Here is a 25,027-nt window from a genome sequence, read left to right on the forward strand (position 1 = left end):
TTCTTCTGTCAGCCGCCTTCAAGGTGGCTTTTTTTATGGAAAAACGATGCCTGTCTCTCAGACTCCCGAAGACATTTTCGCTAGCCTGCGGGCTGAAATCCGCACCCTTCAGGATCGTACGCTCAAGCTCGAAACCTATGCAGACGGACTGAACGACAAGCACGACACCCTGCGCAGTGAAGTCCGCACGGAGATTGCCTCTCTCCGCAACCAGATCGCCAGTCTGGAGACGAAAATGGAAACGGCGAACAAGCAGATCAACACGAAGCTGGACCGCCTGTTCGGTGCCCGCTCCGTCGTCACGGCCGCCATCACCCTGCTGACCTCAATCCTTGGATCGGGAGTCGTTCATCTGGTTGTATCGATCGGGAAGTAAAATTGAAAACAGCAGAGCAAATAAAAGGATCAGTATTTAATTTTTTTTCAAAAAATATAAATTTACTAAGTAGTATTTCGCCTTCAATCTGATAATTTTCGTGTAAGCAAACATATATTTAGATATTATCATTCAAATATATAGGAACAACCAATAGACCATCGAAATCCTTGATTTAGTGCGGCAGAGAGGTGACTATAATTCATTTCGCCTTAGATGCCTGCTTTTCTATCATTGATAGAGCAGGAACGTTCAATCAGGATCCCCCCATGCGCATCTCGCTTTCCAATAATTACAAATCAATTCCTGCTTTCGACAGTATTGAATTGCCTAATTTTACGGTAATTATTGGCTTGAACGGAACAGGAAAATCACAGCTATTAGAAGCAATTAAATCCCGTAAAGTTGACTGTGATGCGCTTGCGCCTGAGATGTTAGGAAGACTATCTCAAGAAAATCCAAGCGCAGTTATACTTACGAATACGTCATTAAAACTTGACTCGGATTTATATATAGAAAAAAACATAGAAGACAACGGTCTTTTAAAGGATAATTTTGAGAAAAACCGAAACGAAGCAATAAAGAAAATAGATAATGATGTAAAAAATATATTCATTAATACAAAATATAGAGATTTGTCTACATTAGAAATTACAAAAAAGCCAATAGAAGAAATTATTCTAGCTTTAGGGGGTTCTGAAATTGATGAAATAATAAAAAATAATATTGAAACAATATTGTCTTCTTTTAATAGTTCCCTTTTTAGTCATAGCAATAAACTAGAATTAAGAAAAATTCAAAACCAAATACATAGAGTAACCAATAATTCTGGCATAGAAGCCAGGTTTTTGAGTTTTGATGATGTCATTGGATTTGGGTCTTGGGGAATACAAAATATATTTCATTACAAACTTACAAAATTATTTTATGGATATCGTAATGAATATATTGAAAATATTAAAAAATCCCCTCAAGGAGGGCGTCCTGCTAGCAATGACTGGCTTACCGACAGTGAATTTCAAAATAAATTTGGAATTCCGCCATGGGAGCAGATATCCGCTAGCATGAAGCTGTTTGATCTCAATTACCGTTGTGCGCCGCCAGGCGTAAGAAAAATTGATCCAGTTGTTTTGTATTTCGAGCGCTTAGACGAAGAGGGCACGCATGTTGAATTCTCTTCACTTTCCGCGGGAGAGAAAGTGCTGGTCCTCCTATCTATTTCGATGCTTAATATTGATTCTTCCAGAGTTATTATTCAAAAGCCTCCATTGCTTTTACTAGATGAAATTGATGCATCGCTACATCCCGCAGTTCTTCATCAGTGGATAAAGACGATACAAGACAAAGTTGTCGGGAAGATGGGGATTCCGTGTATTATGACGACACACTCTCCGGTAACTGTGGCTTTAGCACCGGAAGAAGCCTTATTTGAGATGCGTCGCGAAAATATTCCATTATCGAAGATCTCCACGCGCGAAGCGTTGAACAAATTAACGGTCGGACTACCATCCATGGAGGTAGATTTTACGCAGCGTCGGCAAATTTTCGTCGAAGCTGACGTCGATGCCGAGGCTTATGATCGGCTCCACACGCTTATGAAAGCTAAACTACAGCTTCGTCGATCCCTTAATTTTCTATCGACCGGAATTAAAAACAAACAAGGAATCGAGCAAGGCACTGGTTGCGCGGCTGTCGGAAAAGTCGTCAGCGGATTGGCTGACTTCGGCAGTCTTTCTACCTTCGGTTTACTTGATTGGGATGGGGATAGAACGCCCAGTGGCCGAATCCACATCTTAGCTCAAGGAACTCACTATGCATTTGACAATGTAATTTTACACCCATTACTGATTGGATTGCTGTTGATCCGAAATAGAAAACCTCCTTCTGAAAACTTACCACCTTTCGTAGGTATTGATCGCCTTAAATCCACCCGTCTTCAAGAGATAGCGGACGCCGTCCAATCGAAACTTAAATACCCAGCCGGGGCTTCGGAGGAGAAAGTTCCGGTAAAGTTTGTTAATGATCTAATTATCATGACGGATGAGGCATTCTGTCAAAGCAACGGCCATAAGATGGAAGAAGCGCTCTCTACAGCGTTTCCTTCGCTGAAACAATTTACTATGCAAAAGGGTAAGCTGGCACTTGCCGTAATCGACCAAGTCCTAGAAGATTGCCCTGACTTGTGCCCAAAACCACTGGCTGAGGCTTTCAGAACACTTTCCGAAGCAAATCCTTGAACTCGGACACTATTGACCCGGTCTCCCTACCCAAGCCGCCCTAACCGGGCGGCTTTTTTTATGGAAAATCCCCATGCATGAAACCGCCATCACTCTGGCGACGGCGCTGCTGCGGCGGCCGGGGTTCGAGGGCTTTTGCGCATCGCCCTATGTCTGCCCGGCCGGGTACTGGACGATCGGGTATGGCAGCCGGTGGCTGGCCAACGGACAGCCCGTCACGGCCCGGACCGCTTCCATTGATGAGGCAGCCGCCAGCAGTCTCCTGCTCCGGACCGTGACAGCGCTGGATGCGGCGCTCTCCCGTCTGGTCCGGGTGGCGCTGTCGGACGTCCAGCGCGCGGCCCTGCTGTCCTGGCAGTACAATGTCGGGACACCCGCCGTCGAAAGCTCGACCCTGCTGCGCAAGCTGAATGCCGGAGATTATGCCGGCGCGGCTGACGAGCTGCTGCGCTGGGACAAGGCCACCATGCGCGGCCATCTGGTCGAGCTGGCTGGCCTGAAAAATCGCCGTGCCCGTGAGCGGGCGCTTTTTCTTGGCCCCGGCATGCCCCTGACACTGAAGAATGGAAACGTCTGATGGTCCAGAGTTTTACACTGCTCCGAAAATCCGCCATCGGTACAGGAGAACTCTCCTCACGGTGCGACATGACCGGAGCAATGAAAATGCGGGTATTTCCTCTTATCGTCGCATGGACGTTTCTGGCTGTGCCTTCAGCCTTTGGACAAAGCATGCCGCTCTGGAAATCCGTTACCCAGACGGGGAGCATCAGAGATCTCGTTCTTTCGGCCGGAAATGACAATTCGGTTGCTGCATGGCTGGGAAAAAAGGCTGATACCCAGAACGGCCACCTCCAAAATCCAGTCATCAATCAACGGGCCATTACCAGTGGCCCGCTGCAGATGTCTGATATCGGATCTCCTCTTGGCGTTGCCGCGCTGGACGCCCACAGCGTTGTCCAATCAACTGGAGTGGCAAACTTCGACTATTCGGGCATAAACCCAGCGTCCTCGACAGAGCGTCTTCGGGTTCCGGTCCCTTCGATGATGTGCCCGGGCACGATGGGCACGACGTCTCCGTCGGCACAATGCATTGCAGTTCAGGCCACCACCGACAGTCCCGCTGTCGTGGGACAGATGATCGGTGTTGTGAACGAGGACAAATCGACTGACACCCAGAAGTATCAGGTCATCCAGGCCCTTGGCGGCCTACAGGACAGTCCGAACTCTGCGCTGTGGGGGCAGAATATTGTCCTGACGCAAGGCCCCGGCACAGCGGGCATCGCGGGGATGGAAATAGACATGAACCGCGCGGCAACCTGTGACACCGCCGTTGACAGTTGGTCCGATCCGAAATGCCCCGGTAACACAGGCGTTTGGGTCACTGGCCTGCAACTCAGTAATCACGTGGGAAGTCCGGCCTTTGTGGTGGCGGCCAATCCGTTTGCCACGTCCCCCCTGTTTAATGTGGGGTATATGGTGCAGGGGAACTCTGTGCGCGATACCGGCTTTCTAGATGCCTCAAGCACATCAGTGGCGTCGCTCCGGATGTATTACGGGCACACCTATGGGGTGGATTGCTCTAATGCCGTATTTTTCAACTCGTGCATTGCCATGCTGGATAGTGGCACGAGCGAGGGCGGCCAGCAGGAAATCGCATGGTATAATCAGAAGTCCACAGCAGCGGGAACGCTCACGAAATCCTCTCGGATTTATACCGCATCGGGATTGGTTCATGTGGACGCCATGGCGACAGGCGTGGTCAACGTGAATGACGATACGACCACACCTCTCACTGAGCTAAACCTTGGCTCCACGAAGACAGCGCAGTCCACCAGTATCAACCTACACTCCGGGGGGACGACGAACCATTTTGATGCTCAGATCAGATCTGATGGTGGCACTTCGGGGGCAGATGATGGCGGTACTCTCCAGATCACCGCCTCTCGAATTAAACTCAATGGTGTCACCAGCATTCAGGAACTGACGAAAGCGCAGATCCTGGGCGTCGCCAATCCGATTGAGGGGACAATCCTCAATGACAGCGATGACCATGTGCCTGTCGTTTACGAAAATGGGCACTGGTATCCGATGACACTCGGGCCCGCTCTTCAGTAAGCGACAGAACATATCTTTTAGAACAGCCGCCTCCGGGCGGTTTTTTCATGTCTGGAGAACTGAAATGGACTGGACAACCCTGTTCCAGACGGTCCTGCCGTACCTGCCTGCGCGGTATGCGGGGGATATCGTCTCGATCCTCACCTTCCTGATCGCGGCGGCCGCGCTGGCCATGCGCTTCTGGAAACCGCCTGCGGCCGGCAGCAGGCTGGCGCTGCTCTACAAGATCGTTTCCAGCCTGGCGCAGTCGAAAGGATGGAACACGAACGCCTATCAGCCCGATGCCAAGGCCCTGATGATCCCGGCCGAAGCCAGCCGCACGATCGAAGCCGCCAAGCTGGGCCTCGATCCGGCCTCCACCCATCCCAAGGCAGGCGCGCCTCCCAAACCGACCGCCTGACCCGAAGGAGGCAGGCTCCCGCCTGTCAGACCGCTCTTTCTTCCGCCGCCCTCCGAGGCGGTTTTTTTATGTCCGGAGACTTCATGCGCAATCGCTTTCTCGCCTTCAGCCTTGGTGCCCTTCTTCTCGGCTCCACGGCGGCCTGCACCACGACCGCCAACACGGCCAGCTTCAACACGGCAGCGCTCAACAATGACGCCACGGCCATCGCCTATGCCGTCCAGGCGATCGAGGGCATCCCCGAACTGGAAAGCCATCTCTCCGCCTCCGAGAAGGCGAAGTTCGACAACCTCGTCGCACAGATCCGCAGCGTGACGGCACAGGTCGCGGCCAACTCGAACGGCTCGATTACGGTGGCGACCGGCAAGGACTGGGCGAAGAGCCTCGGCACGGATCTCGAAACCCTGCTGGCGATCGCGACCCCGATCGTGAAGGTCTACTCGCCCTCGGCCGCGACCTACATGCAGACCGTCCAGGCGATGATTCCGCTGGTTGAGGCGCTGGCCGGTGTAACGGCTACGCCCTATGCCGCGCCTCTCCAGTCGCCGGAGCTGGTCCGCGCCCGGATCTATCAGGGCGTCTGACCATATTCCCGACGTCGGGAAAAAGGGGAGCGGCTTCGGCTGCTCCCCTCTTTTTTGTTTCCGGAGATCTCGCACATGAGTGCACCTTTTGTCGGCGGACGCTGCCTGGGCAAGCGCGCCCCGAAACATGATTCGCGCACCTACCGCCTCGGCCGGGTGCTGGCCGTGCGCCTGCCGGCCGTGCCCGCCGCGCAGGACTGGTCGCAGAACGTGCCCTATCAGATGTGGGGCAATGACCGTTTCGGCTGCTGCGCTTTCGCCGCTCACGCCGCCCTGGTGGCGACCTGGACGAAGGCTGCGCAGAGCCTTGTGATGCTCTCGACCGAAACCGTGCTGGACAACTATGCGGCGCTGACAGGCTTCGATCCGGCCACCGGGGCCAATGATGACGGCACCATCCTGCTGGACGAACTCAACGCCTGGCGCCGTGACGGCCTGCTCCGGCCGGGACAGACGCGCGATTACCTGACCGCCTATGGCTCGATTGTGCCCACGGACGTCGTGGGCATCCGCCGTGCCATTGCCTATCTGGGCGGCGTGCTGGCCGGGGTGCAGGTGCCGCAAGGCTTCCTCGATCTGGGTCTCGGTGAAACCTGGGACTGGAATGCCATCTCCGACCATACGCCTGCCGGGGGCCATGCCATCGCGCTTGTCGGCTACAACCCGGACGGCGTGTTCTTCAACACCTGGGGCACGCGGACCTTCATGCCGTGGGGAACCTTCACGCGGATCGCGGATGAAGCCTATGGCCTGCTGTCGCGCGAGAACTGGCTGGGCATTCCCGGCACGGCTCCGACCGGTGAGGACTTCGACGCGCTCCTGGCGGAAGTGACGGCCGCATGACCACGGTTCACAATCTCACGCCGTCTCCGCTGCGGACGGTGACGCTCCAGTCCTGCACCGAGCTGTTTGCCCAGGTGATGTGGACACCAAAGGCCTCGGCCGACTGTCTGGACTATGTTCTGGACTTCTCCACCCTGCTGGCTGGCACGGGCGACACGCTGACCGCAATCCGCTCCGCCGTCGTCACGACAGCTACAGGCGGGGAGTATGACCTCAAAGTCATGTGGTCGGCCGTGGCCGGACCTCTGGTCGTGGCCTTCCTTGCCAGCGGGCAGCCGAACACGGCGCAGAAGATCCTCTTTGAGATCACGACCGCTCAGGGCCGCGTCTATTCCGTGATGGCTGTGCTTCAGATCACGCCGCTGACGGCGGCAACGGCCCCGCCCGGTGATTTCCCGGCCGATACTCTGACGAACGGCAAGGTGCTGATTGCCGGCATCGAGGCGCTCCCTTCGGGATATTCGTCGAACGGCCGCGTGGTTATGGCGACGGAAGACGCGGCTCCTGTGGGCACGCCGTCCTTTGAGAGCGTGACGGCCGGGACCTATGCGGGCGATGGCTCCGGGCTGGAGGTCACGTCCGACGGCAAGGCCCAGACCATCGGCCAGTGGATTGCGGCCCTGTCTTCGGGCGGGACTCAGGGCGTCGGGATCAAGGCGATCAACCTGACGCAGGATCCTGTCGTCGCGGGCCAGCCGTCGACCGTGACGCTGACGGCCACGCTCACGGACGGCACGACAACCGCCCCTGCCACCTTTGAGCTTCCAGCCGGCGCTGCAGGAGCAGCCGGTGTGCCTGGCCCACAGGGCATCAAGGGCGATACAGGGGCGAGCGGGGCAACCGGGCCAGCTGGTGCACCGGGGTCCGATGCGAATGTCACGGCGGCCAATATCAAGACGGCGCTTGGATACGCCCCGGCAGCCACGGTGCCGCAATGCACGGCTGCTGAACTGCCGAAGCGCGGCACGGTCGGGGACGCCGTCTTCTGCACGGATGCGACCAGTGGTCTTCAGGGCCAGACATTCCCGGCGGAGGGATGCTATCTCTTCTGGAACGGGGCTGCATGGGTCGATTACATGGGGTTCGCCTACACCACGGGGAATTTCCCAGGCGGTACGGCCCATATCACTGCCCAGAAAATCACGGCGTCGTACGAAGCTGACATCGCAGCTGGATACGTCTACGGGTATTTTGCTTTCCAGAGCGATGCAGTTCTGGACATGCAGAATAAGACAACGATCACCAGCAGCACCGGCAACACGCTCGCGGCCATCAAAGCCAACGCCAGTACATCCCAGAATGTCGCCAGTGCGATGGCCTGGGCGAAAGATGCCCGGGGCCCAGGCGAAGCGGCGGGCGCGGGTACCGGGCGCTGGATCTATAAAAACACTGCGGGCGTATGGTGCGATTTCGCGACCGGGACGGAGGCTCTGGCATGAGAGCGCTGGCTTTCTGCGGGCTTCTGGCCCTCTCGGCCTGCTCGGCCGGATCGGTCGCGCCTGTGACGATCAGTCAGGCCATTGCCGGCGTTCAGGCCGATCTGACGAAGGCCGGTGTGGTCAGCGTGTCTGGTATCCAAACATGGACAGCGGATCAGGCCGCCCGGTTCGACGCGAACGTTCGGGCGCTTCAGTGCGCCCAGCAGACGTCAGATCCGGTCGTGGCGATGATTGCCGGGCCGGTCACGATGGACCTGTCCGGGACATTCAGCCAGTCGGGATCGTTCTCAGTATCAGCATCATCAGCTCTGCCGGTCTTCGGGCTGCAAGCCGATGCCAGCCGGACGAAAGGCCAGACGATGAACGTCCCGGTGCAGTTCGTGCCGCTCTCTGCCTTGGCTGATGCCGAGGCTGGACGGGAGGTCGGTTATGCGGGAGCACTGCTCGGGCAAAACGATGCTGTGCGGCAGGAGGTGGCCGCACGAATTGAGAAAAGCCGATCTGCGCTGGCAGCTCACATTACGGCGTTACTCTCGGGATACTCTGAGATCTGCCATCAGAATGAAGGGCGATCATTCGTAGGAATGCGGCACGGTGCATGACCTCTCCCACCTTACGAGAGCAAATTTAGGTTTGACACTAGGACGATTCGGCCCTTGATATTCCGTTAGAGAAATTTGCAGGTTTTACCATATAAGACATTGTTTTATATGGTTTTATCTAGTTGCGTCAGGTCCACCAAATTCCTCAGACTTCAAGAAATTCAGATGCTTTTGGCTGATCTCATTGCCTGCGGGAGTCAGAACATTCTGTTCGTGACAACGGTGTAATCCGCTCTGGTATCCAGACCCAGAGCGTGAGCTACATCAGGACGACATTCAGATGAAAAATCGTGTTGTTTTCAGGTAGTTCATTAGCCTCCGACGTCGCAGGATAACGCGCCAAGGCGTCAGAATACGGGTCAGGAGCCACATTCTGTTCGCATGGCGGTCTATCCTGCTCAGACCGGCTTGTCCTGATGAATGGAAATACTGTTTGAGCGAATAAAAAGCCTCAAGTTGTGGGAACTGCTTCAGAAGCTCGACATAAGATGCAATAAAGCGCCCCTGCCACGGCCGTGCTTTTGAGAACCATGGTTTTTCAGCGCCCGTGAAATGAATGATCGACGGCCGCACAGTGTTCACGAAATTATTTTCGGCGAACATGGTCGTGAAATTGTATTTGGGTGACATAGGCAGTCTTCTGCCGACACACACGGCGTTTAGAGCGCTCTGATCGTGGAACATGCAGTCTTTGGAGTGATTGACGAAATAATCAAATCCTTCTTTGCAGAGATTGATCCATGTCTCACGCTTTGCAGCCAGAATTCCTGCATTGAAATAATCCGACTCATGCGAAACCCCGAGTTTTTTGAGGTATTCGCGCGTTTTTTCTCCGGATTTGTCATGTTCTTTTGCTTTAAGAAAATGTCGATCAATAGCACCCAACATTTTGCCATCCGGAATGTCGGCATTCGCCAGATCGAAAATTGACCCGACGACCTGAACGTCCCCGTCAATATACAGGATGTTCTCATATTTCGGATCTATACACGGACCTGTGAAAAAACGTCCCAAAGTTGAAATCGAAATATGTGTTTCTCTGAACGAAAGAGATTCCTGTTCGCTCAATACTTTATCAAGATCAAGCTTGATGGTCGTAATGCCGTGATCTGTGACGAGATCCGTGATCGTACGGAAATCTTCATCATTAAGATCCGTTGTGAACAAGAAGAGATCCGCGACACTCATCGTATCTTTCTGTCGGCTGATCTGCAGCATCGCGAGGATGCTTGGTACCAGGAAATTCCTATCCGCGACAAAGATAATTGCAGTTTTATGTCCCAAAACAGGATCCCTTCTCGTTACAACGCCGTCAGATTTTCTTTTGAAGATGCCATACTATTTCATAACTGTTTAGTTAATATTTTTCTCGGCATTGTCCTGTCGATCGCTCTGCAGGATAACGGAAAAATAATCTCACAATAACGGATTGCAGACATAGTATTCATTGCCTGCATCCATCTGGCATTAGAGGTAATCATATCAATGGCTGCCCTGCGGAGCAGCACTGATGTCACACCAGACTCATGTTGCGGACGTCGATCATTCCGAAATCCGTAATCTTGAGATGGGGGATGACCGGGAGGGGCAGGAACGCCAGTTGCAGGAACGGCTCCTCTAAAACCACGCCCATCTCTTTCGCGGCCTGTCGCAACACGATCAGATCATCGCGCACCTGTTCATAGGGGGCGTCGCTCATCAGGCCTGCTACGGGAAGACGCAGTTCCGCCAGCACCTGTCCATCACGGACGGCCACGAAACCGCCGCCAGTCTTTTCCAGATGGTTCACCGCGCAGGCCATATCGGCGTCACTGGTTCCGACGACACAGATATTATGGCTGTCGTGTCCGACTGAGGATGCCAGTGCTCCGCGTCCGAGGCCGAAGCCACGAACAAAACCGCGCCCGATATTGTCGTTATGCCCGTGCCGCGCCACGACGCAGACCTTTGCGATATCCTGCGCGGGGTCAGGCAGAACGGCACCATCGTCTTCCGGAAGATCCAGACGCAGGAATTCGGTAATGATCTGTCCCGGAATGATCCCCATGACCGGACGATCTGTGCCGCTGCCTTCAATCCGCATATCCCGCGCGCTCACCGGGTTTGGCAGCTGCACGCTGTCCAGCCCGACGGGCGCCACGATCTCGCGCCCTGCAAACAGTGCATCGTTCACCAGACGCCCGGCGGAAATGACATCGGACACCTGACAACGTTCCAGATCGTCGAGCAGGACGATATCCGCGCGTTTGCCGGGCGCGATCTGTCCGCGATCTTTCAGGCCAAAGGCGGTTGCGGCCGAGAGCGAAGCCGCCCGGTATGCAGCCAGAGGCTCCACACCGAGTTCGATCGCCCGGCGGATCAGGAAATCCAGATGGCCTTCATGAGCAATTTCGAGCGGATTGCGGTCATCGGTGCAGAAGGCAAAGAACGGCGATGTGGCGACGTTCAGCAGCGGGACCAGGGCTTCAAGATCCTTGCAGACAGAGCCTTCGCGGATCAGGACTGTCATGCCTTTCCGGACTTTCTCCAGCGCTTCTTCGGCTGCTGTCGCCTCGTGATCGGTCGAAATTCCGGCTGCCAGATAGCCGTTGAGGGCCTTGCCGCGCATGAGAGGCGCATGGCCGTCGATATGGCCGTCCGCAAAGGCCGCGAGTTTGTCCAAGCAGCCCGGATCGCCGTTCAGAACGCCCGGGATATTCATGAATTCGGCCAGGCCGATTACTTTGGGATGGTTTCGATAGGGCAGCAGATCATCGACATTCAGAACCGCTCCTGACGTCTCCATAGCCGTTGCCGGTACGCAGCTTGAGAGATTGACCCGCAAGTCCATGATGGTCCGCTCGGCCGCGGCCAGAAAATAATCGAATGCGGCGCGGCCCAGCACATTGGCCATTTCGTGCGGATCACAGATGGCGGTCGTTACGCCATGCGGCAGGACGCAACGGTCGAATTCAAACGGCGTGACGAGTGATGATTCAACATGCAGATGCGTGTCGATGAAGCCCGGCACGGCGATCCGGCCTGCACCGTCAATCGTCTGCACACCGTCATAGTTACCATAAGTCCCGACGATCCGGTCGCCACATATGGCGATATCGGTGGGAACAAGATCACCCGTAACCAGATCGAACAGCCGGACATTGCGGATGACCAGATCGGCGGGTTCGCGTCCCTGCCCCTGAGCCACCCGGCGCATGATGGTTTTCTGCATGTCTGAAATCCTCCGTCCGTCAGCAATTCATGCTTATACCGCACGAAGGAGACAGATCTCAAAGCGGCATGTTGTCGATCAGCCGGACCGCCCCTGCCTGCACAGCCAGAAGCGCCAGCGCGTTTTCGGAACAGGGGTCTTCGCGGCGGAATGTGTCTGCATTTACGACCGTAGCATAGTCGATGTCCGGCACGCCGGCCTTTATCAGGCTGACGCGCAGAGCTCCCTCCAGAACGTCCGCGTTACGTTCACCGCTGCGGAACAGTCGCGATGCTTCCTGCAAAGCCTCATACAGCACCGGGGCTTTCTGGCGGTTTTCTAGCGTCAGGCGCACATTGCGGCTGGACCGCGCGAGGCCGTCTGTTTCCCGGGCGATGTCGCAGACCACGATTTCGACGGGGATATCCAGATCCGCCACAAAACGGCGGACGACCGCGCATTGCTGGGCATCCTTCTGTCCGAAATAGGCCCGCTGCGGCTGGACGATGTTGAACAGCTTCGTCACCACCGTTGCCACACCGGAGAAATGTCCGGGGCGGGACTGGCCTTCGAGTTCGTCCGCAACGCCGCCGACTTCAATGCGGGTTGCGAAACCCGGTGGATAAAGCACGTCCGGCGTTGGCAGGAAGACCAGATCGGCTCCGGCGTCTTTCAGAAGTGCCAGATCACGGTCCGGATCGCGGGGATAGGAAGCATAGTCTTCGTTCGGGCCGAACTGCGTCGGGTTCACGAAAATGCTGACGGCCACCGCACCATTTTCGGCCCTGGCTCTGCGGACGAGGCCCAGATGGCCTTCATGCAGGAACCCCATCGTAGGAACGAAGCCGAGCGTCGCATAGCCTTTCCGGGCGGTCCGCAACGCCGCGATTGTCTCAAAAACCTGCATCTGTGTTTCCTTTCCGGCCAGAACCCGCCGCGCAGAACCTGACAAACCCTGCCGCACATGGCAATCAGACGCCTATGACTACTGCGTCCCCTTCCCCGTCCATCGGCCCATCCATCGCCATTATAGGAGCCGGTCCGGCAGGGCTGTTCGCAGCCGAAATCCTGGCTGCGCGGGGATGCAGGGTGCAGGTCTTCGACCGGATGCCAAGCGTGGGGCGAAAGCTGCTCATGGCCGGACGCAGCGGGCTGAACCTGACGCATTCGGAACCGCTGGACAGGTTTCTGAAGCGTTATGGCAACGCGCAGGACTGGCTCGAACCCGCCATCCGCGCCTTTCCGCCAGAGGCGCTGAGGCAATGGGCGGAAGGCCTCGGACAGCCATGTTTTTCCGGCTCTTCAGGGCGGGTGTTTCCCAAAGCCATGAAAGCCTCTCCGCTCCTGCGGGCATGGCTTGAGCGTCTCGCGCAGCAGGGCGTGACGATCCGGACCCGGCATCGTTTCGTCAGCTGGGAGGGTTCGGACCCTGTTTTCGATACTCCTGACGGCCGGATTTCCGTTCAGGCCGATGCGACCCTCCTGACACTGGGGGGCGCAAGCTGGTCCCGTCTGGGGTCGGACGGTCTCTGGGCAGACCTGCTGCCGGATGACACCGCGCCTTTCGCACCCGCAAACTGCGGCTTCCTGCCCGACTGGCCAGCCGATTTCGCAGCAAGGCACGACGGTAGCGTCCTGCATTCGGTCGGGCTGTCTTTTAACGAACAACACAGCCGGGGCGACCTGACCATCACGGCCCGCGGGCTTGAAGGATCGGCGCTTTATGCGCTCTCGGCTGCATTGCGGGACGCGATCCGGCGCGACGGGCGGGCAGTTCTCACGCTCGATCTACGCCCCACACTTTCGAACGACGAGGTTCTGAAACGCCTGCTGGCCCAGCGCGAGCGTGAAAGCCAGACCAACCGCCTGCGGAAAGCACTCGCACTGGATGCGCTGTCCCGCGAGCTTCTGAAGTTCGCTACTTCCAAAGACGCCACGCCCCTTCAGCTGGCCCACACCCTCAAGGCCCTCCCCCTGCCGCTGATCGGCATGGACACGCTCGATCGTGCCATCTCGACCGCAGGCGGTGTGCGGCGGGACGCCATGGATGCACGCTTCATGCTGACGTCCCGCCCCGGCGTGTTTGTGGCCGGGGAAATGCTGGACTGGGAGGCCCCAACGGGCGGCTATCTGCTTCAGGGGTGTTTTTCCACCGCTTATGCGGCGGCAAATGGTGTCCTTGGGTGGCTAGAATCGCGCAACTCGGCTATCGCCTGACACCATGACATCCATCGTTCTCGGACAGGGCCGCGACGGCTCCGACACCTGCATTGATCTGCCGGAACTCCTGGCCACGCGCCTGCTGGTCCAGGGCAATTCCGGCTCTGGGAAATCGCATCTCCTGCGACGCCTGCTGGAGCAGACGGCAACCCTCGTCCAGCAGGTGATGATTGATCCGGAAGGCGATTTCGTCACTCTCGCCGACCATTACGGCCATCTGGTAATCGACGTCGAAGACCAGTCCGAAGCCAGCCTTCGCGCCGCAGGTGAGCGCGTGCGGGCGCATCGGGCCTCCGTGGTGCTGAACCTCGAACAGGTTGAAGCCGAAATGCAGCTTCGGGCGGCCGGCGCGTTCCTCAACGGCATGTTCGAAGCCCCACGTGCGCACTGGTATCCTGCCCTCGTGGTGGTGGACGAAGCGCAGCTTTTCGCCCCCGTGACCAGCGGCGACACATCGGACGAAGCGCGCCGCCTGTCGCTTGGCGCCATGACGAACCTGATGTGCCGTGGCCGAAAACGCGGTCTGGCAGGCGTGATCGCCACCCAGCGTCTGGCGAAGCTGGCGAAGAACGTTGCGGCAGAAGCGTCCAACTTCCTGATGGGCCGGACGTTCCTCGATATCGACATGGCGCGCGCGGCCGACCTTCTGGGCATGGAGCGACGGGCGGCGGAATCCTTCCGCGATCTGGCGCGCGGTCAGTTCATGGCGCTTGGCCCGGCGCTGAGCCGACGTCCGAAACTCGTGGCCATCGGCCCTGTCACAACCGCAAGCCATGCCACCGGTCCGGTTCTCGTGCCGCTTGAGCCGGTTTCAGCCGAAGACCTGCGGGACATCATTCTCGAGCCGGTCCATGAGTTCACGCCCCGCGCGCGTCGGGAATCCCGCCCCCCTCCGCCGGACCTTCTCGCCCAGCTCGATGCCTACGGGGCCGAGCGTGAGGCCGAAGAACCCGCTCCCGCCGCCATCAGCGTCGAGGCCGACCCCGACCAGCTGTGGTCGCTGGTTACCGAAGTCGTGGCCGGAGACGGGTCGGACTACAAACCGCTGGCGACCCTGTATCAGGACTTCCAGCTCAGGGCACGTATTCAGGGCCTGTCGCGCAATGTGCTTGAACTGGGATCTTTCAACCGGATGCTGGCCACGATCCGCGCTGGGATGGACCGGGAGCGCTCCGAAAGCGAAGAGTGGAAGCAGGCCCAGACAGTCGCCGCGACCCTGCCGGAAGACGTGCAGGGCGTTTTCCTGCTGCTCGCCCGCACGGCGCTGGATGCGGAAATCTGCCCGGACGATGATGCGCTGGCCCGCGCCTATGGGACGCATTCTCTGGGCCGTGCGCGCCGTCAGCTCAACTATCTGGAAGAGCGGGAGGTCATCGTTCTTCAGGATACGCCTCTGGGGCGCCGGGTCGCGATCGTCGGGCTGGGCTGGCAAACGGCCTGACTGTCATAATTCTGTCACTGCACGTTCACAGGAGCTTCACACGCAGTTCTTTAAGGAAAGATTAGGGTCCGCCGCGTCCGATCCCTTCTTGCTCCGGAAAGATCTTCGATGCCGCGCAACCTGCTGCGTTCCCGCCTGCTCCTGACTGTTTTCTGCTCGCCATTTGCGCTGGCTGCCGCTCTTCCCCACCCCGCCAGTGCCGCTGCGACTGGAACGAAAAAAGCCACACCGGCCAAACATGCTGCCAAAAACGACGCCAAACACAAGGCTAGGGTGGATGCCGTGGCCGGGGGGACGGAACAGCTTGTCATCACGGCACGGCGCACACGTTCCGAACAGGGGCTGAGCCATGTGCAGATCCAGCGGATCCTTCCGGGCGTGAACCCGGTCAAGGCGCTGGAAATGCTGCCGGGCGTCGTGTTCAACAACGCCGATCCCTGGGGTAACAACGAGCAGAACTCCTCGCTTTATGTTCACGGGTTCAACCAGAACCAGCTCGGCTACACGCTCGACGGCATTCCGCTCGGCGATCAGGCTTACGGCAACTACAACGGCCTCTCTCCGCAGCGCGCAGCCATCAGCGAGAACATCGGATCGGCTTCGGTTTCGTCCGGTGCAGGTGCGCTTGGCACAGCCTCCACGTCCAACCTTGGCGGAACGCTCCAGTTCACCACGCAGGACCCGCTGAAGAAGCGCGGCGCGCAGATCGAGCAGGTTTTCGGAAGCTGGTCTACGTTCCGCACCTTCGCCCGCCTCGATACGGGTGAGTTCGGCAATGGCAACTCAGCCTATGTTTCTTTCGCACGTCAGGACGCACGCGCCTGGGACTTCGCCGGCCATCAGGGCGGCTATCAGGTCAACGCGAAGTTCGTCCACAACAGCGAACATGACCATTTCTCGACGTTCTTCGACTGGTCCCAGAAGGTCGAGCCCAACGAAGACAGCGTTACGCTGCCGCAGGGTTATGGCATTTATGTTCGCCCGTTCACCTATCCCAATTTCAATTACGCCAAGGCCAACGCCAATGCGGTCGGCCTGAACTATCGCAATTATTACTCTGCGGCCCAGCGCGAGGACTTCCTCGCCTATTCCAAGTGGACGCATGATTTCAGCGAAAACCTGCACTGGGACAACAGCATCTATTATCACCATGATCTGGGTGAAGGTGTTGTAGCCGGTCCGATTTCGGCCGCCGGCCTGCCGACGCTGTTCGCCGCCTATTTCCCGGGTCAGGATCTGAACACCGTCTTCGGCGGTTCGGGCTATGCAACCCGCACGACCGAATACTGGGACAACCGCGGTGGCCTGATGTCCACGCTGCGCTACCATCTCGGCAAGCACTCGATCGAGCTTGGCGGCTGGTATGAGCGCAACAACAACACCCAGGCCCGTCGCTGGTATCCGCTGAACGCCAACAACCCGACCACGCCTTACGAGCGCCAGCAGAACGCCCTGATCGACCAGTACACCAACAATTTCTACACCAACACGTTCGTCACGCATCTGCAGGACAACTGGCAGATCTCCAAGAATTTCTCGCTGATGGCGGGCTTCAAGTCCGAACTGGTCTATACCAACGGCACGCTTCCGGTGGCCGCAAAGCCGGGTTCGCTTTCCCCGTCCTATGCCGTGACGGCACCGGGTGGCGAAATCGACGCCGCCAAGCCGTTCCTGCCCGCTTTCGGCGCAGTCTGGGATATCACGAAGCACGAGCAGTGGTTTGCCAACATCCAGGAGAACATGCGCTCCTTCCAGGATGCGGGCTATGGCAACGCCACCCCGTGGGGCGCGACCAGCCAGGCCGCTTTCGAAGAGTTCAAGAAGAACGGCAAGCCCGAAACCTCATGGACCTACGAAACCGGTCTGCGTGAGCACCGCCAGATCCATCTCGGCCCGCTGACGGCGATCGAAGGTCAGGTCGAATACTATCACGTTCACTTCTCAAACCGCCTGCTGGCCGTCGCAACGACGCAGACCCTGTCGTCCATCATCGGCTCGGCCACCACGCTTGCGAACGTGGGTTCGGTTACGACGGATGGTATGGATTTCTCCTTCACCACCCATTTCGGTCCGCATTTCTCGCTGTACAACGCGCTGTCCTACAACAAGTCCACCTACAACGATAACTACAGCACGGGTTCGAGCATCATCCACACGGCAGGTAAGGACGTTGTGGGCATGCCGGACTGGTCGGAGAAGTTCGTCTTCACCACCAACTGGGGCAATGCCTACGGCCAGTTCACCGGTGATGTCATCGGCAAGCGTTATGCGACCTACACCAACGACATGTGGGCTGCACCCTACGCCCAGTTCAACTTGAACGCAGGTTATACGTTCCACAATATTCCGCATCTGGCGTCGCTGAAGGTTCAGGGCAATATTACCAACCTGACAAACACGAAGGGATGGTCCACGATCAATGCCACCCAGACTGCGGGTCAGTTCTCGGCCTTTCCCATCGCGCCGCGCATGTTCTTCCTGAGCCTGAGCGCCGCCCTGTAAGGAACACTGCTCCATGCTGACACGTCGCCAGAGCCTCGGCCTGCTCGCAGCAGGGCTTCCCGCCCTGCATCTGCGGGCGAAAGCCGCGCCCTCACTGGCGCCGAAGCCACTCGTATTCGCCCATCGCGGGGCTTCGGCCCTGCGCCCCGAACACACGCTGGCCTCCTATGCCCGCGCCATGATGGATGGCGCGGATTTCATCGAGCCGGATCTCGTCATGACGCGCGACGGTCATCTGGTTGTCCGCCACGAAAGCAACATTGTCGGGACCACGGATGTTTCGGAACGTCCGGAATTCGCTTCCCGTCACCGGTCTCTCAAGATCGACGGACGGGTCGAAACCGGCTGGTTCACCACGGACTTCACGCTGGCCGAACTCAAAACCCTCCGTGCCCGTGAGCGCCTGTCCACGATCCGCGTCCACAACACGCGCTATGACGACCACTTCGAAATCCCGACCTTCGAGGAGGTCATCGAACAGGTCGCGGCTCAGTCGGCGGCGACGGGCAAGGTTTTCGGTCTGGTGCCGGAAATCAAGCACTCCACTTATTTCAACAGCCTTGGCCTCAATCCCGAAGCCGCGTTTCTCCAGACCATCGCGGCACACGACTACACCCGGCAGGCACCGCTGGAACTCCAGTCCTTCGAAACCGGAAATCTGGGACGCATCCGGGCTGATGTCCTCTCCATCAATCCGCAGGCGCGTCTCATGCTGCTGATGGGTGAGCGCAAGGACATACCGCCCGATCTTCTGGCAGACGGCAAGACCACGACTTTTGGCGATCTCATGACGCCTGAAGGCCTTAAGGAAGTCCGGCGCTATGCCGACGTGATCGGACCGTCCAACACGGACCTGATCCCGCGTGACAGCAAGGGCGCGTGGATGGAGCCATCCAGCCTCGTCACGGATGCCCATCGTGCCGGGCTTCTGGTGCATTCCTATACGGCACGGCCGGAAAACCATTTCCTCCCCGCACAGCTTCGCAGTACCGCAGGCGATGCGGCTCGCAATCCCGAGGGCATGATCGCGGAACTGCGCCGCTATCTGGACATGGGCATCGACGGCTTCTTTACCGACGATCCCGCTCTAGGGCGCAAAGCCGTCGATGGAACGATCTGACGCCAGCCAGATCCCCACAAAAAAGGAGGCTCTCCCAAAAGGGGCGCCTCCTTTTTTGTGGGACCGTCAGGGACTTCAGGCAAGCCTGAAATGCCTGAGCATGGCCTTGTTGAAAGCTGGAATATCGGCCGGACAACGGGAAAAAACATAAGGGCCGTCAACCACAACGGCGTTGTCCACCCAGATCGCCCCGGCATTTTCCAGATCGCGGCGGATGGCTGGCCAGGACGTAACGGTCCGCCCCTTGAGTTCATTGACCTCAATCAGCGTCTGCACACCATGACAGATGGCCGCGATGGGCTTGTTTGCCTTCACGAACGCTCTCGCAAACGCCACCACGTCCCGGTTCATGCGCAACGCATCTGGAGACGCCACCCCGCCGGGAAGCAGCAGGGCATGATAGTCGTTTGGATTTGCATCGGCGATCGCCAGATCGGCCCGGATTTTATGGGAGGGATAGATATCCTTGCTCACGGCCTGAAACTCACCGGCCCGGAGGGAAATAACCGTAACGGTCGCACCGGCTTTTTCAAGCGCGGAGCGAGGCGCGACCAGTTCTATTTCCTCAAGGCCATCCGTAGCCAGGACAGCAACTTTTACCATAATCCCGATCCCCTCCAGAAAAAACGGGCGACCGCCAAGAGCCGTCCGTCAGGCCGTTACGCGTTGAGGTAAATGGTTTTGGTCTGAACGTAGGCTTCCATACCGTGCTGCCCGTCCTCGCCTCCCAGACCACTCTCTTTGTAACCATGATGGAAGCCCTGCGGGGCCTCTCCGCCCGGCCGATTCACATAGACTTCACCGAATTCAAGTTCGCGGGTCATACGCAGGACCCGGCCCAGATCATTCGTGAAGAGATAGGCTGACAGGCCGTAACGGCAGTCATTGGCCCACGCGATGGCCTGATCGAAGTCCTTCACCCGGATCAGCGACATGACCGGGCCAAACACTTCGTTATGAACGACGTCCATGTCCTGGGTGACATCGGTCAGAAGCGTCGGGGCATAGAAATAGCCCTTGTCATACACGCCACCCCTCAGCCGCTTGCCACCGATAGCGAGACGCGCGCCCTGCCTGATAGCGTTTTCGACCATGCCATGAACCTTGTTCAGCTCGTCTTCACTGACCTTTGGCCCCATATCCGTACTGTCGTCCGTCGGCAGTCCGACCTTCAGCGCCTCGATTTTCTCGCGGATTTTCTGGACGAAGCGGTCGTAAATAGCCTCATGGATATAGGTGCGTTCGTTGGACGTGCAGACCTGCCCGCCATTGCCAAAACGCGCAGCCACCGCTGCATCGGCGGCCTTGTCCAGATCGGCATCTTCCATGACCATGAATGGCGCCTTGCCGCCCAGTTCCAGCCGGACTTCCTTCAGCGTTTCGGATGCGGCTGCCATGATCTTCTTGCCTGCCGGGGTAGAGCCCGTCATCGTAATGAGCCGGACATCTTTATGCGCCACCAGTGGCACACCAACATCCTGGCCATCTCCCGTCACGATATTGATGACGCCATGAGGAATTCGCGCTTCGCCAACTAGCTTTGCCAGATGCAGACAGGTCAGCGGCGTCAGTTCATGCGGCTTGAGAACGATGGTATTTCCCGCCGCCACGGCGGGCCCTATCTTTCTTGCACACAACGCCAGCGGGAAGTTCCAGGCCGTGATGGCACCAATAACGCCCAGCGGCACGCGGTCGATCAGGATTTTCTCGTTCGGCGAGCTTCCCGAAATGATCTCGCCCTGAAGGCGCAAAACATTTTCCGCAGCAAAACGCAGCAGGCCAATCGCAAAATCAACCTCGATCCGGGCTTCCTTCAGCGGTTTGCCCATTTCAGAAGTGATGAGAGCGGCCAGTTTTTCCCGATCCCGCTTTACCAAATTCTTCAGCGCGTGAATGTAATCGGCCCGTTCAGTCGCCGTACGGTGGCTCCAGCCGGCAAAGGCTGCTTTCGCAGCCGCGACAGCCGCATCCACATCCGCCTGTCCGCCTTTGGCAACCTCGCCAATCACCGCTTTCGTGGCCGGATTTTCAACCGTGATCCATTCGCCACCCTTCGGTGAGACCCAGCTGCCGTTAATGAAAAGAGTGCTTTTCTCAGTCATGGAGTTTCCTGCATTCCTGTGTGACGACTTGCGCCTGTCACGAAACAGACGCATCAGGACGCCGGCAGTTCACTCAACAACTGCAAAAGAGCGACATTCTTTCATAATCAAAAGCGGAAACTTGTGAATCTTCGGTTTATTTTGCGCCTGAATTGTCATCAGGCGGCGAATGAAGCGGAAATCTCTGATCCGGGACATTCAGTCTCCGAACACGCCAGATGAAGTAGAAGATGCTCCCGTCGATGGCCTCCAGGATGGAAATTCGCCCCCGTCCCGACGCTGACTTTCAATCCCTCAGAGGATACTGCTTAGCAAACAGAGTTCATGAAATTTATGGGGAAAATATTCCATCGGAAGCGGCTTTTCCCGCGCGAGAAGATATCCCCAGAATCAGGGAACATCTCCGGGGAAGGGCCTGTGGATTGTTTCTGAAGAAGTGGGGAGCGATTGCGCCAGAGCAGCTTTCCTGCGGAGTCGCACGATGAGTGTATCGAGTGCGGATAAAAACCGGCTTCGGTCGTTTTTGCCGAAAGACGGATTATAGGTCGTAACCGCTCCCGTCTCGCGCAGACCCTGCATCAGATCCCGCATCGCCGATACCATGCCGACAGAGCGCTCGTCGATTTCCTCGCCGTTTGGACGCAGGACCGTGCCTTTCCTGGCAAGGCAGCGCACGGCCAGCGGAATATCGCTGGTAATGACGATATCGGAAGCTGTCACCTGCTCCGCAATCCAGTCATCCGCCACGTCTGGCCCTTCAGGGACCACAACACGTTCGATGAGCGGAGACTGCGGGATATTCATCCAGCTATTGGCGACAATGACCGTTTTCAGGCCGTAGCGCGCCCCGACCCGATAGATTTCATCCTTGACCGGACACGCATCGGCATCCACCAAAATCCGGGTGGTATCTGCCATGGATCAGCCCTCCGTCTGGAAGTGACGGATCAGATCCTCCAGCACCACGTCGGGGTGCTTTTCGCCTGAAACGCGAATCACCGGCTCATCGTCACCCGGCACTTCAAGCGTGGCGAGCTGGCTTGGCAGCAGGCTGGCGGGCATGAAGTGCCCTTCCCGTCGCTCCAGACGCGCCGCAAGTTCAGTGGCAGACGTGTCAATATGCACGAATTCAATCGGTAGCCCGTTGGCGCGAAGCTGTTCACGATAGGCGCGTTTGAGCGCGGAGCACGTCAGAACCGCACCATGGCCAGCCTCGACCTGTGCCCGCAGCCAGTCATGGCACAATGCGAGCCAAGGGGCGCGATCCGCATCGGTCAGCGGACGACCGGTGCTCATCTTTTCAACATTCGCAGGAGGGTGCAGGGCATCGCCTTCCTGAAAATGCCAGCCAAGCCGGGTCGCCAGTCCGGTGGCGATCGTCGTTTTTCCTGTCCCAGAGACGCCCATGACAACGAGAAAACGCGGCTCCAGACCCATCTTCACCCGTGCTGCCGAAGCCGTCATGGCTCCCACCGCTCCACGCCTTCTGTGGTGGCGACCAGAACGTCCGAAGCCATGTTGAGGAACATGCCATGCTCCACCACGCCGACGATCCGGTCGATTTTCTCCGCCAGATCTTCGGGATTTTCGATCGGTCCGAAATGGCAGTCCAGAATCATGTTTCCCGTATCCGTCACGAACAGCGATCCGGCACGGTCCGCTCTCGGCTTTACACCGCGAGCGCCACAGGCCGCCAGACGTTCGGCCGTGCATTCCCAGCCGAAGGAAATGACTTCCACGGGAACAGGCGCGCGCTCTCCCAGCAGATCGACAGGCTTGGTGCCATCGACGATCACCACGAAACGCTTTGCAGCCTGTGCCACGATTTTTTCGCGAAGGAGCGCGCCGCCCAGACCCTTGATCAGGTTGAGCGAACCGCGCTGGACCTCGTCCGCCCCGTCAATCGCAATGTCGATCCGGCGATGCGCGCTGAAATCCGTCAGCGGAATTCCGGCCTTGATCGCCTTGTCTTCGCTGTCATCGGAGGTCGGAATGCCAAAAATTTCCAGACCTTCCGCAACACGCTCACCCAGGCGCTCAATCATATAAGCGGCTGTGCTGCCCGTTCCGAGCCCCACGACCATGCCGCTCTTAACCATATCAGCCGCTTCACGCGCCGCGGTGCGCTTGTGAACGCTCATATCGGACACTGTCATGCCCCTTCTCCGACCGCTGCGCGATCTGCAAGAACGACGATCCGGCCTTCGCTCGTCACGCGGGCGGAGGGGATGGAACTGTCGCCTTCGACCAGACGCTCCAGCATCTCGACCTTGGACGCTCCCGTCACGAGAAACACCACCAGCGCGCTGGACTGAATAGCGGGATAGGTCAGCGTGATGCGTTCATAAGGCGCGGTGGACGGTGCGGCTGTTCCGACCCAGGCTTTGCGTTCCTTCAGGACCGGCTGTCCCGGAAACAGCGAGGCCGTATGACCATCCGTGCCGAGGCCCAGCATGACCAGATCGAACAGCGGGCGCTTCGGATCGAGTTCCGTAGCACCATAAGAGGTCTGAAGGGTTTTCTCGTAAGCCTGTGCGTCCGCCTCCACCGTATCGCCGGTCGGGATGGCATGGACGTTCTGCGCGGGCACCGGAACATGCGACAGCAGGACGGACTGGCCGACCGTGTGGTTGCTGTCCGCATGGCCTTCCGGCACATGGCGCTCGTCACCATAGAAAATCTCGACCCGCTCCCACGGAACCAGCTTTGCCCGCGACGGCGTGGCGAGGATCTCGAACAGGCGCTTGGGCGTGGAGCCACCAGAAAGCGCCACCCGGAACAGGCCATCCGTTTTGGCGAGAACGCCTTCGATGAAGAGCTCGGCCATCCGCAGGGCTACGGCTTCCGAATCAGGGAGGGTTTCCAGAGTGGCGGTACGAATGTCGGTCGTCATGAATGGGGAACCCTCGGCAGAATATAGCGCTCGACAGCCTTGGCCCAGCCATCGCGCTCGTTGGTGTCCGTGAAAACCTGCGCGGCGGCTTTCACGTCCTCTTCAGCCTGTCCCATGGCAATTCCCAGCCCTGCGACAGAAAACATCGGCAGGTCGTTATGGGCATCGCCAAGGCAGGCCACCTCATGCGGCGCAATGCCGTGGGCAACCGCCAGTTCGCGGATCGCCTCGCCCTTGTTGGCAAGCGCTGGCGTCACATCAAGAAGAATATCGGAAGAGCGGCGCACGCTCGCATCCCCCTGAAGCATCGCGCCGAGTTCGGTCTCGACGTCCTGCAACAGGCTGGTATTACTGCTCACGCCCATCACCTTTCCGATGCCCTCGAATTCCCTGCGCAGGTCGGGAACCTGATTTGGCGTCAGGCCGGTAATGCCCCGCTCATGCTGAACGAACGGCGTATGTGCATCCTGCACCATCCAGTAGGACTGCCGCAGGAACCATGTTTCAATCCCGTGCAGATGCAGCATGTCATACACGATCGACAGCACATCCGGCGCAAGGACGCGGCTGACGGTCGTGCTACCGTCAGGTTTGAAGATGATGCCGCCGTTAAATCCGGCGTTCTGACCGGTCAGACCGAGCTGCTCTATATAGGGTACCATGGCGGCTGGAGGCCGCGCACTGGCGAGACAGAGGGGAATTCCCCGTTCCTGAAGCGCTTTCACCATCGCCAGGGTAGATGGCGCGATGGTCTTGTCTGGCGTCAGGAGTGTGCCATCCATGTCGGACACGACCATCCGGATGGTCTTTGGCAGCGGCGGCAGATCCGCGTGGATGGCGTCGAGGTCAACGGACATAAAAGCCCCTGTAAAAACCCCCGTCAGAGTCTTTGCGGGGGCTGGCTGGTCAGCAATGGCAAAAACCATACCCTGCCAGCCAGTCATTGCCCATGAGGGGCGTAGT

At 58.0% G+C, this 25,027-nt stretch carries 24 protein-coding genes; 13 read left to right on the forward strand and 11 right to left on the reverse strand.

Going from position 1 to position 25,027, the window contains the following annotated elements:
* Positions 1 to 46 precede the first annotated feature (46 nt).
* The 9 genes from GAL01_RS01925 to GAL01_RS01965 all read left to right on the forward strand — a co-directional run bounded on the left by GAL01_RS01925 (position 47) and on the right by GAL01_RS01965 (position 8,596).
* Complete coding sequence (locus tag GAL01_RS01925; protein ID WP_062027691.1) at positions 47 to 376, forward strand: hypothetical protein; 330 nt, start codon at positions 47 to 49, stop codon at positions 374 to 376.
* A 269-nt stretch (positions 377 to 645) separates the two neighbouring features.
* Positions 646 to 2,613, forward strand: coding sequence for an AAA family ATPase (locus GAL01_RS01930; protein ID WP_082790614.1), 1,968 nt, complete (start codon positions 646 to 648; stop codon positions 2,611 to 2,613).
* Positions 2,614 to 2,686: 73 nt separating this feature from the next.
* Positions 2,687 to 3,190, forward strand: a complete 504-nt coding sequence (locus tag GAL01_RS01935) for a lysozyme (protein ID WP_062027695.1) — start codon at positions 2,687 to 2,689, stop codon at positions 3,188 to 3,190.
* Positions 3,190 to 4,728 carry a hypothetical protein gene (locus GAL01_RS01940; protein WP_145995595.1) on the forward strand — a complete coding sequence of 513 codons (1,539 nt, stop codon included), beginning with the start codon at positions 3,190 to 3,192 and terminating at the stop codon, positions 4,726 to 4,728. The genes GAL01_RS01935 and GAL01_RS01940 overlap by 1 nt, the downstream gene beginning before the upstream one ends.
* A gap of 64 nt (positions 4,729 to 4,792) precedes the next feature.
* Positions 4,793 to 5,128: a hypothetical protein gene (locus GAL01_RS01945; RefSeq protein WP_062027700.1), complete on the forward strand. Its 336-nt coding sequence runs from the start codon at positions 4,793 to 4,795 to the stop codon at positions 5,126 to 5,128.
* An 83-nt stretch (positions 5,129 to 5,211) separates the two neighbouring features.
* Positions 5,212 to 5,712 (forward strand): hypothetical protein, encoded by a 501-nt coding sequence (locus GAL01_RS01950; protein WP_062027703.1) that lies wholly within the window; start codon positions 5,212 to 5,214, stop codon positions 5,710 to 5,712.
* A gap of 75 nt (positions 5,713 to 5,787) precedes the next feature.
* Positions 5,788 to 6,555 (forward strand): C1 family peptidase, encoded by a 768-nt coding sequence (locus GAL01_RS01955; protein ID WP_062027705.1) that lies wholly within the window; start codon positions 5,788 to 5,790, stop codon positions 6,553 to 6,555.
* On the forward strand, positions 6,552 to 7,994 hold the full coding sequence (locus GAL01_RS01960) for a phage fiber-tail adaptor protein (protein ID WP_099253038.1): 1,443 nt from the start codon (positions 6,552 to 6,554) through the stop codon (positions 7,992 to 7,994). The genes GAL01_RS01955 and GAL01_RS01960 overlap by 4 nt, the downstream gene beginning before the upstream one ends.
* Positions 7,991 to 8,596, forward strand: a complete 606-nt coding sequence (locus GAL01_RS01965) for a hypothetical protein (protein WP_062027039.1) — start codon at positions 7,991 to 7,993, stop codon at positions 8,594 to 8,596. The genes GAL01_RS01960 and GAL01_RS01965 overlap by 4 nt, the downstream gene beginning before the upstream one ends.
* 276 nt (positions 8,597 to 8,872) lie before the next feature.
* On the opposite strand, the gene GAL01_RS01970 is transcribed toward GAL01_RS01965, so the two are convergent.
* From GAL01_RS01970 to panC, 3 genes are all read right to left on the reverse strand, one after another.
* Positions 8,873 to 9,880 carry a glycosyltransferase family 8 protein gene (locus GAL01_RS01970; protein ID WP_169926390.1) on the reverse strand — a complete coding sequence of 336 codons (1,008 nt, stop codon included), beginning with the start codon at positions 9,878 to 9,880 and terminating at the stop codon, positions 8,873 to 8,875.
* Between the two features lie 229 nt (positions 9,881 to 10,109).
* Positions 10,110 to 11,807, reverse strand: a complete 1,698-nt coding sequence (gene ade / locus GAL01_RS01975) for an adenine deaminase (RefSeq protein WP_062027035.1) — start codon at positions 11,805 to 11,807, stop codon at positions 10,110 to 10,112.
* Between the two features lie 58 nt (positions 11,808 to 11,865).
* Complete coding sequence (gene panC, locus GAL01_RS01980) at positions 11,866 to 12,693, reverse strand: pantoate--beta-alanine ligase (RefSeq protein ID WP_099253040.1); 828 nt, start codon at positions 12,691 to 12,693, stop codon at positions 11,866 to 11,868.
* Positions 12,694 to 12,767: 74 nt separating this feature from the next.
* Between panC and GAL01_RS01985 the strand changes: the two genes are divergently transcribed.
* From GAL01_RS01985 to GAL01_RS02000, 4 genes are all read left to right on the forward strand, one after another.
* A complete protein-coding gene (locus tag GAL01_RS01985) occupies positions 12,768 to 14,003 on the forward strand; it encodes a TIGR03862 family flavoprotein (protein ID WP_218017098.1) in 1,236 nt (411 codons plus the stop codon).
* A 4-nt stretch (positions 14,004 to 14,007) separates the two neighbouring features.
* A complete protein-coding gene (locus GAL01_RS01990) occupies positions 14,008 to 15,447 on the forward strand; it encodes an ATP-binding protein (RefSeq protein WP_062029097.1) in 1,440 nt (479 codons plus the stop codon).
* A gap of 108 nt (positions 15,448 to 15,555) precedes the next feature.
* Positions 15,556 to 17,949 carry a TonB-dependent receptor gene (locus GAL01_RS01995; protein ID WP_062029099.1) on the forward strand — a complete coding sequence of 798 codons (2,394 nt, stop codon included), beginning with the start codon at positions 15,556 to 15,558 and terminating at the stop codon, positions 17,947 to 17,949.
* Positions 17,950 to 17,962: 13 nt separating this feature from the next.
* A complete protein-coding gene (locus GAL01_RS02000) occupies positions 17,963 to 19,069 on the forward strand; it encodes a glycerophosphodiester phosphodiesterase family protein (protein WP_062029101.1) in 1,107 nt (368 codons plus the stop codon).
* Positions 19,070 to 19,144: 75 nt separating this feature from the next.
* Here the strand turns inward: GAL01_RS02000 and GAL01_RS02005 are convergent, their stop codons facing one another.
* The 8 genes from GAL01_RS02005 to GAL01_RS02035 all read right to left on the reverse strand — a co-directional run bounded on the left by GAL01_RS02005 (position 19,145) and on the right by GAL01_RS02035 (position 24,921).
* Positions 19,145 to 19,672: a type 1 glutamine amidotransferase domain-containing protein gene (locus GAL01_RS02005; RefSeq protein ID WP_062029103.1), complete on the reverse strand. Its 528-nt coding sequence runs from the start codon at positions 19,670 to 19,672 to the stop codon at positions 19,145 to 19,147.
* A gap of 56 nt (positions 19,673 to 19,728) precedes the next feature.
* A complete protein-coding gene (aldA, locus tag GAL01_RS02010; protein WP_062029105.1) occupies positions 19,729 to 21,171 on the reverse strand; it encodes an aldehyde dehydrogenase in 1,443 nt (480 codons plus the stop codon).
* A gap of 69 nt (positions 21,172 to 21,240) precedes the next feature.
* Positions 21,241 to 21,369, reverse strand: coding sequence for a hypothetical protein (locus tag GAL01_RS15920; RefSeq protein ID WP_255308562.1), 129 nt, complete (start codon positions 21,367 to 21,369; stop codon positions 21,241 to 21,243).
* Positions 21,370 to 21,561: 192 nt separating this feature from the next.
* The gene (locus GAL01_RS02015; RefSeq protein ID WP_062029107.1) at positions 21,562 to 22,089 is read right to left on the reverse strand and encodes a YaiI/YqxD family protein; all 528 of its coding nucleotides are present in this window, start codon (positions 22,087 to 22,089) and stop codon (positions 21,562 to 21,564) included.
* A gap of 3 nt (positions 22,090 to 22,092) precedes the next feature.
* Positions 22,093 to 22,635: a gluconokinase gene (locus GAL01_RS02020; RefSeq protein WP_062029110.1), complete on the reverse strand. Its 543-nt coding sequence runs from the start codon at positions 22,633 to 22,635 to the stop codon at positions 22,093 to 22,095.
* Positions 22,632 to 23,327 (reverse strand): ribose-5-phosphate isomerase RpiA, encoded by a 696-nt coding sequence (gene rpiA / locus GAL01_RS02025; protein ID WP_174694419.1) that lies wholly within the window; start codon positions 23,325 to 23,327, stop codon positions 22,632 to 22,634. The genes GAL01_RS02020 and rpiA overlap by 4 nt, the downstream gene beginning before the upstream one ends.
* Positions 23,324 to 24,064 (reverse strand): 6-phosphogluconolactonase, encoded by a 741-nt coding sequence (gene pgl, locus GAL01_RS02030; protein ID WP_062029113.1) that lies wholly within the window; start codon positions 24,062 to 24,064, stop codon positions 23,324 to 23,326. Before pgl ends, rpiA begins: the two co-directional genes overlap by 4 nt.
* Positions 24,061 to 24,921, reverse strand: a complete 861-nt coding sequence (locus tag GAL01_RS02035; RefSeq protein WP_174694420.1) for a Cof-type HAD-IIB family hydrolase — start codon at positions 24,919 to 24,921, stop codon at positions 24,061 to 24,063. Before GAL01_RS02035 ends, pgl begins: the two co-directional genes overlap by 4 nt.
* Positions 24,922 to 25,027 lie beyond the last annotated feature (106 nt).

This window comes from Gluconobacter albidus (assembly GCF_002723915.1).
Lineage (GTDB): Bacteria > Pseudomonadota > Alphaproteobacteria > Acetobacterales > Acetobacteraceae > Gluconobacter > Gluconobacter albidus.